Annotated in this window: 12 protein-coding genes; 9 read left to right on the top strand and 3 right to left on the bottom strand. The window is 38.6% G+C overall.

The window, feature by feature from the left end; translation table 11 throughout:
• Nucleotides 1-5: 5 nt before the first annotated feature.
• Complete coding sequence (gene odhB / locus ACFINA_RS00785; RefSeq protein WP_375606076.1) at nucleotides 6-1217, top strand: 2-oxoglutarate dehydrogenase complex dihydrolipoyllysine-residue succinyltransferase; 1212 nt, start codon at nucleotides 6-8, stop codon at nucleotides 1215-1217.
• 31 nt (nucleotides 1218-1248) lie between these two features.
• A complete protein-coding gene (gene lpdA / locus ACFINA_RS00790) occupies nucleotides 1249-2655 on the top strand; it encodes a dihydrolipoyl dehydrogenase (protein ID WP_375614922.1) in 1407 nt (468 codons plus the stop codon).
• A gap of 1128 nt (nucleotides 2656-3783) precedes the next feature.
• On the opposite strand, the gene ACFINA_RS00795 is transcribed toward lpdA, so the two are convergent.
• Nucleotides 3784-5022: a saccharopine dehydrogenase NADP-binding domain-containing protein gene (locus ACFINA_RS00795; RefSeq protein ID WP_375614923.1), complete on the bottom strand. Its 1239-nt coding sequence runs from the start codon at nucleotides 5020-5022 to the stop codon at nucleotides 3784-3786.
• A gap of 54 nt (nucleotides 5023-5076) precedes the next feature.
• Entirely contained in the window at nucleotides 5077-6174 is a 1098-nt protein-coding gene (locus ACFINA_RS00800) for a carboxynorspermidine decarboxylase (protein WP_375606224.1), read from the bottom strand.
• Between the two features lie 167 nt (nucleotides 6175-6341).
• Here ACFINA_RS00800 and ACFINA_RS00805 point away from each other — a divergent pair, with 167 nt between their 5' ends.
• From ACFINA_RS00805 to mnhG, 7 genes are all read left to right on the top strand, one after another.
• Complete coding sequence (locus ACFINA_RS00805; protein ID WP_375606073.1) at nucleotides 6342-6851, top strand: BA14K family protein; 510 nt, start codon at nucleotides 6342-6344, stop codon at nucleotides 6849-6851.
• 216 nt (nucleotides 6852-7067) lie between these two features.
• Nucleotides 7068-9989: a monovalent cation/H+ antiporter subunit A gene (locus ACFINA_RS00810; protein ID WP_375609970.1), complete on the top strand. Its 2922-nt coding sequence runs from the start codon at nucleotides 7068-7070 to the stop codon at nucleotides 9987-9989.
• Nucleotides 9989-10330 (top strand): Na+/H+ antiporter subunit C, encoded by a 342-nt coding sequence (locus tag ACFINA_RS00815; protein WP_375606071.1) that lies wholly within the window; start codon nucleotides 9989-9991, stop codon nucleotides 10328-10330. The genes ACFINA_RS00810 and ACFINA_RS00815 overlap by 1 nt, the downstream gene beginning before the upstream one ends.
• Nucleotides 10330-11952: a monovalent cation/H+ antiporter subunit D gene (locus tag ACFINA_RS00820; protein ID WP_375606070.1), complete on the top strand. Its 1623-nt coding sequence runs from the start codon at nucleotides 10330-10332 to the stop codon at nucleotides 11950-11952. The genes ACFINA_RS00815 and ACFINA_RS00820 overlap by 1 nt, the downstream gene beginning before the upstream one ends.
• Nucleotides 11949-12434, top strand: coding sequence for a Na+/H+ antiporter subunit E (locus tag ACFINA_RS00825; RefSeq protein WP_375606069.1), 486 nt, complete (start codon nucleotides 11949-11951; stop codon nucleotides 12432-12434). The genes ACFINA_RS00820 and ACFINA_RS00825 overlap by 4 nt, the downstream gene beginning before the upstream one ends.
• The gene (locus ACFINA_RS00830; RefSeq protein WP_375606068.1) at nucleotides 12431-12712 is read left to right on the top strand and encodes a K+/H+ antiporter subunit F; all 282 of its coding nucleotides are present in this window, start codon (nucleotides 12431-12433) and stop codon (nucleotides 12710-12712) included. Before ACFINA_RS00825 ends, ACFINA_RS00830 begins: the two co-directional genes overlap by 4 nt.
• Nucleotides 12709-13119, top strand: coding sequence for a monovalent cation/H(+) antiporter subunit G (gene mnhG, locus ACFINA_RS00835; RefSeq protein ID WP_375614351.1), 411 nt, complete (start codon nucleotides 12709-12711; stop codon nucleotides 13117-13119). Before ACFINA_RS00830 ends, mnhG begins: the two co-directional genes overlap by 4 nt.
• An 8-nt stretch (nucleotides 13120-13127) precedes the next feature.
• Here mnhG and ACFINA_RS00840 read toward each other — a convergent pair whose 3' ends face one another.
• Nucleotides 13128-13520 (bottom strand): MliC family protein, encoded by a 393-nt coding sequence (locus tag ACFINA_RS00840; protein ID WP_375606066.1) that lies wholly within the window; start codon nucleotides 13518-13520, stop codon nucleotides 13128-13130.

The following is a 13520-nucleotide window of genomic DNA, read 5'->3' on the forward strand; positions in this document are numbered from 1 at the left end:
ATATTATGACTACTGAAATTCGTGTTCCTACTTTGGGCGAATCGGTTACCGAAGCAACGGTTGGCAAATGGTTTAAAAAACTTGGCGAAGCTGTCGCTATGGATGAGCCTTTGGTTGAATTAGAAACTGATAAGGTAACCGTTGAAGTTCCTTCTCCTGTTGCTGGGAAATTATCTGAAATCATTGCAAAAGAAGGCGATACGGTTGAAGTAAATGCTCTTTTAGGAGTGGTGAAAGCTGGAGAAGCTGGTATCTCCCAATCACTTTCACCTTCTGCTACACTTGTTCCAGCGGCTTCATCTGAATCGGAGAAGCCTGCTTTGAGCAGTGCAATGCCTCCTTCTCCTTCAGCAGCAAAATTGATGGCTGAAAATAATGTTGCAAAAAGCGATATTTCAGGTTCTGGAAAACGTGGACAAATTCTTAAAGAAGATGTTCTTGGTGGATTAAAACAAAGTACAAATGCTCCTACACCCTCTTCTTCTGCGACGAGTTCTTCGGCAACTCCTGTCCAAGAAACACGTGAAGAGCGGGTTCGTATGACGAAATTGCGTCAAACAATTGCTCGCCGTCTTAAAGATGCACAAAATGTAGCAGCAATGTTAACCACATTTAATGAGGTTGATATGTCAGCGGTGATGGATTTGCGCAAGCGGTATAAGGATCTTTTTGAAAAGAAACATGGTGTTAAGCTTGGTTTTATGGGGTTTTTTACTAAGGCTGTTTGTCATGCATTAAAAGAACTTCCTGCTGTTAATGCAGAGATTGATGGGACAGATATTGTTTACAAAAACTATGTCAATGTTGGAATTGCTGTTGGAACGGATAAAGGACTTGTTGTTCCAGTGGTGCGAGATGCAGATCAAATGTCATTGGCAGAGATTGAAAAAGAGATTGGTCGTTTGGGGCGTCTTGCGCGTGATGGAAAATTAGCCGTTTCTGATATGCAGGGCGGAACTTTTACCATTACCAATGGTGGTGTGTATGGATCGTTGATGTCAACACCGATTTTGAATGCACCACAATCTGGTATTTTGGGAATGCATGCGATTAAAGAGCGAGCAATGGTTGTTGAGGGTCAAGTTGTGATCCGCCCCATGATGTATTTAGCGCTTTCTTATGATCACCGTATTGTGGATGGGCAAGAAGCTGTGACTTTCCTTGTGCGTGTTAAGGAAAGCTTAGAAGATCCGGAACGCCTTGTTCTTGATTTGTAAAATACAGTTTTCAGGATGAAAGGAGAAACGGATGTCTTATGATGTGGCTGTGATCGGAGCGGGTCCAGGTGGTTATGTAGCAGCAATAAAGGCGGCGCAACTGGGACTTAAAGTAGCAATTATTGAAAAGCGTACAACATTAGGAGGAACATGTCTCAACGTTGGTTGTATTCCTTCTAAAGCGTTGTTGCATGCTTCAGAAGTATTTTCTGAAACCCAGCATGGTTTTGAAACGCTTGGTATTTCTATTGGTAAATCTAAGCTTAATCTTGAACAAATGATGGTTCATAAGAAAGCTGTGGTGACGGCCAATACGAGTGGTGTTTCTTTTTTGATGAAAAAAAATAAAGTTGATACTTTTTTTGGGACAGCCAAAATTTTGAGTGCGGGTCATGTGGAAGTTGTTGCCAGAGATGGTAATAAACAAACAATTGAAACAAAAAATATTATTATTGCTACCGGTTCAGAGAGTTCAGGCATTCCAGGAGTGAATGTTGAAATTGATGAAAAGACTATTGTTTCTTCTACGGGAGCTCTTTCACTTGAAAAAGTACCAACGCATATGATTGTCGTGGGTGCTGGTGTCATTGGTTCAGAACTTGGATCAGTTTGGAGCCGTTTAGGTGCTAAGGTGACCATTATTGAGTATCTTAATAAAGTTTTGGGCTCAATGGATGGTGAAGTTTCACGGCAATTTCAGAAGTTAATGGAAAAACAGGGGATTGAATATAAAACGGGTGCAAAGGTAACAGCTGTTACACAATCTGGCTCAACTGCTCAGGTGAGCTTTGAATCTGTCAGAGGTGGTGAATCTGAAACTTTAGAGGCTGATGTTGTGCTTATTGCTACTGGACGTTCTCCTTATACAGAGGGGCTTGGCTTACAAGAGGTTGGTATTCAGTTAGATGAACGCGGATTTATTGCAATTGATGCTCATTGGCAGACGAATGTTCCAGGAATTTATGCGATTGGTGATGTTGTAAAAGGACCAATGCTAGCACATAAAGCAGAGGAAGAAGGCGTTGCTGTGGCAGAAATTTTGGCAGGTCAAAAAGGGCATGTTAATTTTGATGTTATTCCTAGTGTTGTTTATACACAGCCGGAAATTGCGAGTGTAGGAAGGACAGAAGAAGAGCTAAAAACTGCTGGCATTGAATATAATGTTGGCAAATTTCCTTTTATGGCCAATGGTCGTGCACGTGCAATGCAAAAGAGTGATGGGTTTGTTAAAATCCTTTCTGATAAAAAAACAGATCGGGTATTAGGGGGGCATATTCTTGGATTTGGTGCTGGTGAAATGATCCATGAAATTGCAGTTTTAATGGAATTTGGTGGTTCATCAGAAGATCTGGGACGTTGTTGCCATGCACATCCTACCTTATCAGAAGCTGTGCGTGAGGCAGCTTTGGCAACATTTGCTAAACCACTTCATATTTAAAAAGCTTTTAAAAAGTAAATTTTAAAAGGTACGGGGGGCAGAAAATATTTGTGAAGCATGCAACAACATTTTAAAACTTTAAAAAAGAATATAACCAATTGTATTGAAGTGTTCCGTTTGTTGTATGCTTTTCGATAATTACTGTTTTAGATATCTGTTGTGCAGTTTTGATTGATTATTCTGTTGTGCACTATCGTTTAGAGCGGTGGTGTTTAGTCTATGTAAAGTTTTATATATGGGGTAGTTTTTATACTGTTATAAAATATTTAAGATAGGATTCTGAGCCTATCTGCGTGCTTTGTGTTAAGAAAACATCTCTCAAAATGCCCAAATCTACTTCGCAATGGTGCTCGTGAATGGTATAGCTGTAAAGTTTCTCTTGAAATATATGAAATTCATTCAAACTGTTATAAGACCTATTGTGCACCATCATCTTTATGTTTAGTAAAAGTACACGCTGACATTGATAATACACTTTTTCAGTTCTCAATATTGCTAAAGCTTTTTATTATTTGAGAGTTTTCATAAGAGAATTTTTATTCTGTTCTTTTATCATTTTACCTCACACGCTCGCTTTGTTTGTGATGCGCAGACAAAAGATTTTAATTGCTTCAATGTGAGAGAGTTTGTGATTAAGAGAATTTTACAGTATTCAGCGTTATGAATCAACATGTTATATATGATGATGAATCATATGAAAAGGGAAGCCAAGAGGAATTCATTCACCCGAAGAAATTGAATTGTTTAATGATTGGTATAGGTTAAGGATCTTTGTCATTTAAGATGAAGAAGGGAGGAATTGAATATTCTACAAAATACCGCTCTTCTTTAAAAGAGCGGTATTTTTATATCTTTTGTTTATGACACTATCTTTTTGATGATAATGACAAGTTATACAGTGTGATTAAATTAGTTTTTTCTTCTCTGTTTTTCTTGATCATTGCTCGCTATGTCTTAAAAAGATGCTATGTCTCTTCTTTACGGTTGTTAAGAAATCGCAATGTTGCCAAAACATAACGAATAGCTAAAATTTTTTTGAAAACCATAATTACACGAGAATATTAAGTTTGTTTTCATTGGGCAGTTTTATGATAACTTAAAAAATTAAGCATATGCTTTCTATAGGTATTAAAATTGTAATTTTTTATCCTCTTGTTGTTCTCTTATAAAAGTGGGAAGCCCCATATGATCAAGATATTTAAGGAAAGGGTGGGGTGGTAACTCTTCCACATTGACCATAGTTTTAACATCCCATTCACCTGTGGCAATAAGAAGAGCTGTTGCGGCTGCTGGTACGCCAGCCGTATAGGAAATGCCTTGTGCCCCAGTTTCATGAAAAGCTTGTTTGTGATCGGCTATATTATAGATAAAAATTTCTCTCGGTTTTCCATCTTTTTCGCCTTTAATAAGATCTCCAATACAGGTTTTTCCTGTGTAGTCTGGGGCGAGAGAGGAAGGGTCGGGTAAGACGGCCTTTACGACTTTCAAGGGAACGACTTCTTGTCCTTCTGCTGTCTTAATGGGCTGTTCAGATAAGAGACCAAGATTTTTTAGAACAGTAAAAACAGTGATATAACGATCACCAAATCCCATCCAGAAACGGACATTCTCTACATCAAGATTTTTGGAAAGTGAATGAATTTCATCATGTCCTGTCATATAGGCTTTTTGTTTTCCCACAACGGGAAGATCCCATTCATGGCTGACTTCAAACATTTTATTGGAAGTCCATTTTTTATTTTGCCACGACCATACTTGTCCTGTAAATTCACGGAAGTTAATTTCTGGATCAAAATTTGTAGCAAACCAACGTCCATGATTTCCGGCATTAATATCAATAATATCAATATCTGTGATTTTATCAAAATAATCATCGCGCGCTAATGCTGCATAAGCATTCACTACACCTGGGTCAAAACCTGCTCCTAAAATAGCGGTTATACCAGCTTTTTCACATTCTGGACGCCGAGGCCATTCATAATTTCCATACCAAGGAGGTGTTTCACAAATTTTCAATGGGTCTTCATGAATTGCGGTATCGATATAAGCGCATTTGGTTTCAATACAAGCTGAAAGAACAGACATATTAAGAAAAGCAGAACCAACATTAATGACAATTTCGCATTTGGTCTTTTGGATGAGCTTTATAGTTTCTTCTACATTCATGGCATTGAGCGAATGGCTTTTGAGAACACCTTGCTTTTTCATTGTGTTTTTTTCTTTAATAGAAGAAATGATGGCTTCACATTTTTTGAGTGTTCGTGAAGCAATATGAATTTCACCAAGAATATCATTGTTTTGAGCACATTTGTGTGCAACAACTTGTGCAACACCTCCAGCACCAATAATGAGAACATTTTTTTTCATTGTAGGTCCATCTCCCTTTTTAATACTGTTGTATGACGTTTTTATGGTTGGTCTTTATGAAAGGCTTTCCTGATAGTCGTTATAGCTGAATTGGCGTTGAAGTATTAATGTACCATCGCACTCTTTGAGAACAATAGCAGGCATTGTAACGCCATTAAACCAGTTTTTCTTGACCATTGTATACCCTGCTGCATCCTGAAAAGACAGTCTATCGCCTATTTTAAGAGGTTTTTGAAATTGAAATGTTCCAAAAATATCGCCGGCAAGACAAGATTTTCCACAAATCATAATTTCGTGTGGTCCTTGATTGGGTTCTAATTTAGCATTTTCACGATAAATGAGAAGATCGAGCATATGTGCTTCAATTGAGCTATCAACGATGGCTAGATTCTTTTCATTATACAATGTGTCAAGAACACTGACTTCTAATGTGGTACTTTGGGTAATAGCAGCTTCTCCTGGTTCTAGAAAAAGAGTGACACCATGGGTTTCAGAAAATTGTTTTAAGCGTTTTGCGAAAGCTTCTAGAGGGTAATTCTCAGCCGTAAAATGGATTCCGCCGCCAAGGCTTATCCAGTCAACAGCAGAAAAAAGTTCTGCAAATTTTTCTTCCATATACCCAAGCATTTGGTTAAAAAGATTAAAGTCAGCATTTTCACAATTGTTATGGATCATCAATCCGTTGATAAGAGGCAGAACTTCTTTAATAGCGCTTTGGTTTGTTTCTCCTAAGCGGCTAAAAGGGCGAGAGGGGTTGGCAAGATCAAAATTTGATGCACTGATTCCTGGGTTTAACCTTAAACCTCTTTGAATGGTTTTTGTTGCATCAGAAAAGCGTTGGAGCTGTTGGATGGAATTAAAGATGATTTTATCTGCATAACCACAGGCTTCATCAATTTCATTATCTGCCCAAGCCACTGAATAAGCATGGGTTTCTTTGCCAAATTTTTCTCTTCCTAAACGTAGTTCATAAAGGGATGATGATGTGGTTCCATCCATGAACTCAGACATTAAATCAAAAACACTCCATGTGGCAAAGCATTTTAAAGCAAGTAAAATTTTAGCTCTGGACATTTCCCGTAAACGAGAAATTGTTTGCATATTTTTGATGAGTTTCGATTTGTCTATAAGATAATAGGGGGTTTTTATCATCATTTATTCATTCTTTTTTGAAGGATCTTATTGCCAAGATCAACGTTTAGTACAAAGAGTAACAGAATGTCTCAAGAAAAAAGAGTCTTAAGAAAAGAATCTGTTTCTGTCTAGCAAGAGAAAGGCTTTCTGTAATTACTGTTGTTTATTATGTTGAGTTTTTTGTTATGAGTATGAAAAAAAAATTATATTATGCTTTAGCTTTTGTATTTGTTAGCAGTTTTTTCATTATAACAACCACTTTTGTTAATTGGGGGCAAAATAGAAGTGACGCTAAAGCCAAATTGGTTACTCAGACTTCTGTCCTAGATAGTTCGGTGCCTCTGATTTTTACGGGGCGTAGAGAGCTTAATGGTTTCAAAGGTTATCGTCATTATCGGCGTGGTTATCGTAAATACAGTGATAATTGGTGGTATCCTGAAGTGGCATTTGTTACATCACCACACTTAAGCACAAAAGGCGCATCATTAAAAGTTGTACCAGATGCTAAAAAAGTGTTTTTAACGTCTTCTTCGGAAAAATTAGAAAAAAAAGAGCCATGGATGCTTAAACAACACATTGAATCTTGCCGTGTACGTTATCGCTCTTATAATAAAAATGATAATAGTTTTCAGCCTTTTCATGGGGGGCGTAGGCAGTGTCTATCACGCTTTTTTAAAGGATTAGAAATTAAATAAAATTTTAATTGCTTCTTGTCGTGAGCGTTATTGTTCTTACAATAAAGAGAAGACTTGTGTGGTGCGCAGTATTTTCATGCAAGCATTGTTTTTTTTAAATTTAAATGCTTTTAAGTTTTATTAAATCTTATTATCATTAAGTGTAGAATGGGGGGTGAGAATATAAGTTTTTGTTTTGTCGATGACAAAATATTAAGGTAAAATGGAGTTTAAAGAATGACAACACGGGAAGCAATGTTGGTATTGCTCGTTTTGCTTCCCTTTGGTGGAAGTGCTGTCATTGGCTTTTTTCGTTCGACAGCAAAAAATAATGAAGCTTGGTTTGCTGGGGTTGTCGCACTTTTCTGTCTTATTTTTACAATAATGCTTTATCCGGAAGTTCGTGGAAACCACATAGTGCGTTTAGATATTTCTTGGCTTCCAGAATGGGGAAGCAATTTGATTCTCCGCATAGATGGTTTGTCGTGGCTTTTTTGCTTGCTTATTACAGGGATTGGGCTGCTTGTTGTCATTTATTCACGTTATTACATAGATCCAGCGGATTCTGTACCGCGTTTTTTTTCCTTTTTTTTGGCCTTTATGGGATCAATGATAGGAATAGTTTTATCAGGTAATCTCGTCTTTTTGGTTGTTTTCTGGGAACTCACCAGTATTTTTTCTTTTTTGCTGATCGGCTATTGGTACCATAATGCAAGTGCGCGTGAGGGTGCGCGTATGGCTCTAACGATCACAGGTTTTGGCGGCTTTGCTCTTTTTATTGGAGTTTTATTGATTGGGTATACTGTTGGCAGTTTTGATTTGGATAAGGTGCTACAGTCTGGAGATATGATCCGGTTAAGTTCTCTTTATAGTCCTATCCTTATTTGTATTTTATTGGGAGGGTTAACAAAAAGCGCGCAATTTCCTTTTCATTTTTGGCTACCCAACGCGATGGCTGCTCCAACCCCCGTATCGGCTTATTTGCATTCGGCAACAATGGTAAAAGCGGGATTGTTTTTGCTCGTTCGTTTATGGCCTGTGCTCTCTGGAACAGAATCTTGGTTTTGGCTGGTTGGCTTTTCAGGACTCTCAACTCTTCTTCTAGGTGCCTATTTTTCCATGTTTCAGCAAGACTTGAAAGGACTGCTTGCTTACTCGACTATTAGTCATCTTGGATTAATTACAACACTTTTAAGTCTTGGTAGTCCACTTGCATGTGTTGCGGCGATCTTTCATATGGCCAATCATGCTACTTTTAAAGCTTCTTTATTTATGGCTGCTGGCATTATTGATCACGAGACGGGAACACGTGATATGCGTAAACTGTCAGGGCTTTATCGTTCTATGCCTATTACAGCAACTCTTGCTTTAGTTGCGAGTGCAGCGATGGCTGGGGTTCCTTTGTTGAATGGTTTTTTATCGAAAGAGATGTTTTTTGCTGAAGCTGTTGAAACGCATATGGAATCATGGCTCGATTGGATTGCACCTTATGTGGCAACGCTGGCCAGTCTGTTTAGTGTGACCTATTCTATACGCTTTATTCATGGCGTTTTTTTAGGATCAAAGCCTGACAATTTGCCCAAGACTCCCCATGAACCACCGCATTTCATGCGTTTACCAATGGAGCTTTTGGTGTTTATTTGTTTAGCGGTTGGTATTTTTCCTAATTTAACAATAGGACCTATTTTAGATAATGCGGTCGTGTCTGTTTTAGGACCAATGACAATTCCTTATAGTTTGGCTGTTTGGCATGGGTTTAACACTCCATTAGTGATGAGCTTTGTTGCATTATTAGGGGGCGGATTGCTCTATGCTGTTGGGCATCGTTATTTTTTATCCTGTGATGATGGGGCTCCTTTTTTCCGTCACTTAAAAGGGCCGCGTATTTTTGAACGCATTCTCGTAATTATTTCTTGGAAATGGGCACGTGCGGTGGAGTCTGCTTTGTCAACACGCCGTTTGCAGATCCAATTGCATTGGATTTTTTGGGTCTGTTTTGCCTTTGTTGGTCTTTTACTTTGGTGCGATGGTTTCATTCCAGTGGGGACATTACCGCTTTTTCCACTTGATATTCCTTTTCTCGCTCTTTGGCTGGTTGGCGGATTATGTGCGCTTTTAGTGGCTTGGCGAGCAAAGTTTCATCGTCTTGCTTCACTTATGCTTTTAGGGGGAGCTGGTTTGATGACTTGTACAACCTTTTTATGGCTTTCTGCTCCTGATTTAGCAATAACACAATTGGTTGTTGAGGTTGTTACAGTCGTTTTATTATTGCTTGGTTTACGGTGGTTGCCTAAACGTTTGCATGACCCTGGGCCAGCTGCTGTTCATTTTTGGGTTCGCTTGCGTCGTTTCCGTGATTTCATCATATCCCTTGTAGGAGGTGCTGGTGTAGCATGGCTTTCTTTTGCAGTGATGACACGTCCTCAAGGTACGACGATTTCTGATTTTTTTCTAACACATGCTTACTCAGATGCTGGTGGTCGCAATGTTGTGAATGTGTTATTGGTTGATTTCCGTGGTTTTGATACCATGGGAGAAATTGTGGTTTTGGGTGTTGTTTCCCTTACTGTTTTTGCACTCTTACGACGTTTTCGTCCTGCGCCTGAGAGTATTGATGCGCCTTTTCAACAACGTATCCAGAAAGCCTTTGATATAGCACAGCCTAATCGAAATGTGGGAGATACAGTATTGAATTATTTAGCTGTTCCTGCTGTTATTATGGGTTGGCTCTTTCCGATTATTATCGCTTTTGCTATTTATTTATTCATGCGAGGGCATGATCTGCCAGGAGGTGGATTTGTCGGTGGTATTACTTTGGCTATAGGATTTATTTTACAATATCTTGCACGCGATATTCGGTGGGTGGAAACGCATTTGAGAGTTTTACCTTTGCGTTGGATAGGCTTTGGTTTATTATTGTCAGTCGTAACGGGGATGGGCTCTTGGTTTTTTGGATATCCTTTTTTAACATCCTTTTTTCGATATATTCATCTTCCGTTAATTGGGAAAGTTCCCATGGCATCTGCTTTTTTGTTTGATTTTGGTGTGCTTTCTCTTGTGTTAGGAGCAACTGTTCTCATTTTAATTGCACTTGCACACCAGTCAATTCGGAGTTACCGAATCGGTAAGAAACCTATTTTAAAAGAGAAGGAAAATTAATGGAAATTGTTCTTTCTTTGGGTATCGGTGTTTTTGTCGGATCAGGTATTTGGCTTGTTTTGCGTCCACGTACTTTTCAAGTCATTCTTGGTTTGTCCTTGATCTCCTATGGTGTTAATCTTTTTATATTTTCAATGAGTAGACCGCGTAGTAATGCTGCTCCAATTGTTGATTCTACCACTGTTATTAATCCAGCTAATTATGTCGATCCTCTTCCACAAGCCTTGGTTTTAACTGCGATTGTGATTGGTTTTGCAACAACAGCTTTATTTTTAGTTATCTTGTTGGTTTCACGTGGTTTAACGGGTTCTGATCACGTTGATGGACGTGAGGTGCAATAATGGAAATAGGAGTGCATCATCTCCTTATTTTGCCTATTCTTTTGCCGTTAACCACTGGAGCACTTCTTCTTTTTTATGATGAACGTCGTGCAAAACTTAAATCATTCATCAGTCTTTCTTCTGCGGGACTGTTGGTTGTTACTGCCATTTTATTGATTATACATACTCTTGAAATAGCACCGGCTTGCGATGTTTATCGACTTGGTAATTGGCCGTCTTCTTTTGGAATTGTTTTAGTCCTTGATCGCTTAAGCGCTATGATGCTTTTACTTTCCAGCTTGTTGGTGACTAGCGTGTTGGTTTTTGCGCGGGCTCATTGGTACAAAGCTGGCTCTCATTTTCAGTCACTAATGCAATTTTTTATGGTGGGGATAAATGGTGCTTTTTTGACTGGCGATTTATTTAATTTATTTGTGTTTTTTGAAGTTATGTTAACGGCTTCCTATGGGCTTGCTTTGCATGGTTCTGGTCAGACACGCGTGCGCGCAGGATTGCATTATGTTGTGGTTAATCTTGTTGCTTCATTATTTTTTTTAGTTGGTATAGCGCTCATTTATGGAGTCGTTGGTACTCTTAATATGGCCGATTTGGCTGTTAAAATAAAATATATATCTTCTACAGATATTGTTTTATTCGAAATAGGTGTTGCACTTTTAGGTATTGCTTTTTTGCTTAAAGCGGGTATGTGGCCGCTTAATTTTTGGTTGGTGCCAACTTACAGTGCAGCAGCAGCGCCTGTTGGAGCTTCTTTTGCAATTTTGAGCAAGGTTGGTATTTATATTATCTTACGTTTAACGTTGCTATGGTTTGGTCCTGAAAGTGAATATTTTAACCATTTTGGTCATACGGTTTTGTTTTATGGTGGGCTTGCCACTATGATTGTTGGTTTTATTGGGGTATTGGCGAGCCAAGTTTTGGTGCGTTTGGCAGCTTATAGTGTGCTTGTTTCTTCTGGTACATTGTTGGCTGCGATCGGGATAGGCAATGCAGCACTGACAGCAGGCGCACTTTTTTATATTGTTTCTTCAACTTTAGCACTGGGAGCTTTTTTTCTTTTGGTAGAGTTGGTTGAACGCTGTCAAGATGTGGCTGCTAATGTTCTTGCTGTCACAATGGAGGTGTATGGTGACGATGAAGAGGAGGAAGAAGATGAAGTTGGCATCTATTTTCCAGTAACCTTGGCAATTCTTGGAGCTTGTTTTGGTATCTGTGCCATTTTGATTATTGGATTGCCGCCTTTTTCTGGTTTTGTTGCTAAATTTATGATGTTCATGGCAATTTTAAATCACAGTAGAGAGGATTTTTCTGCCTCTCTACCGGTTTACCAAGATTGGCTTTTTATAGTTTTTGTCACTCTCTCTGGTTTTGCGGCTTTGATTGCATTGACACGAACGGGTATCCGAACTTTTTGGGTTTCTCTTGAAGGGCGTATTCCCCGTGTGCAAGTGATAGAATTTGCGCCTATTGCCGCTCTCCTTGCTTTGTGTTTTCTTATAACAATTGTAGCCAGTCCTGTTAGTCATTATATGTCTGAAACTGCTAAGACTTTGTATGAACCTCAAAACTATATTAGGAGCGTTTTAACGGATTTTTCTCTCGAAAATAGGGAGGTGAGTAAATGAATCGTTTTTGTCCTTCCCCTTTTTTCAGTGGTGTCATTGTCCTTATGTGGCTTATTTTAAATGGTTTTAGTTTAGGGCAATTGCTTTTAGGGATTTTAACCGCTTTGTTTTGTGGTTGGATGATACGGCTTCTGGAGCTGGAGAAGGCTGTTATTAAAAGCTGGAGTGCGGTTTTTCGTCTCGTTTTTCGAGTATTTATAGATTCTATATTCTCAAATGTTTCGGTGGCTTGGTCTGTTTTAACAAAAAGGTCTCGAGAGCAGAAATCTGGTTTTATTGTAGTACCTCTTCTGCTTCATAATCGCACTGCTTTGGCTATTTTAGCATGCATCCTTTCGGCAACCCCTGGAACTGCTTGGGTTGCCTATAATAGTAAAAAGGGTGAACTTTTGCTTCATGTCTTAAATTTAAAAAATGGATATGATTACAAACAGTTGATCAAACAACGGTATGAGCAATTGCTTTTGGAGATTTTTTTATGAGTATGGTGATTCTTTATTGGGGGCTTTTCTTTTCACAGTTTTTTTTAAGTTTAGCGGTGATTTTTGCGCTGTTTCGGTTGATTCGTGGTCCACGGGCGCAGGATAGAATTGTTGGTTTGGATGCCCTTTATATAACCACTATTCTTTTGTTTCTTACATTCGATATTCGTTCAGGAACAACCACTTATTTTGTCGCAGCTCTCATTATTGGATTGTTGGGATCTGTCTCAAGCATCGCTTTGGCGAAATTTCTTATGCGGGGGGAGATTATTGAATGAAAGATGATATATCGCTTGTGGTTGCTATTGCTATCACAGTTTTCTTAATATTAGGGTCTGGATTGACATTGATCGCAACGATAGGTTTGGTGCGTTTTTCCAATTTTTATAAGCGTTTGCATATGCTTTCAGTATGTACGAGTTGGGGCGTTGGTAGTATTCTTATTTCTTCATTTCTTTATTCAATATTTGTGGACCACTATTTTGTTTTTCATGAAGTTTTGCTGATGTTTTTTTTGTTTTTAACAGCACCGGTAGCTTCTATGTTGCTTTCACATACAGCAGCTTATCGACATCATTCAGAAGAACAGTCAGAAAAACCGCTGGCTCTTTTATTACACCAGACGGAGGAAAAGTTACCCACGTCAGAAGGAACATCAAGAGATGAGAGCCAGCGCGGTTCTTGAAATCTTCTTTATTCTGTGCTTTTTTCTTCTACACAGTGGATGGGTTTTTCTTCTTTTGGATCATTAATAAGATCGTAAAATATGGCTTCATTTTTAGTTATCCACCAAATGTATTGACCACCCACATATTTTCCTCCAGAAGCGGCAATTACATTAGAACCAACGATGCGCTTACCGTTCCATTTTAAATCAACAAGCGCAATATTGCCAGCATTATGATAAGTTGCCTCAACATGCTCTTTACTTGTTCCCATGTCGCATTGATAGGAGACGGTCTCTGTTGTTGGTTCTGGATCATCTGGTACTTCAATGACTAAAGAACTTGCTAATGCATTAATTGAACCGAGGAGTAAAACACTTAAAGTAATGAAAAATTGTTTAGTAAAAGAAATTTTTTTCAT

The organism is Bartonella sp. AC10YNML (genome assembly GCF_042196825.1).
Classification (GTDB): domain Bacteria; phylum Pseudomonadota; class Alphaproteobacteria; order Rhizobiales; family Rhizobiaceae; genus Bartonella.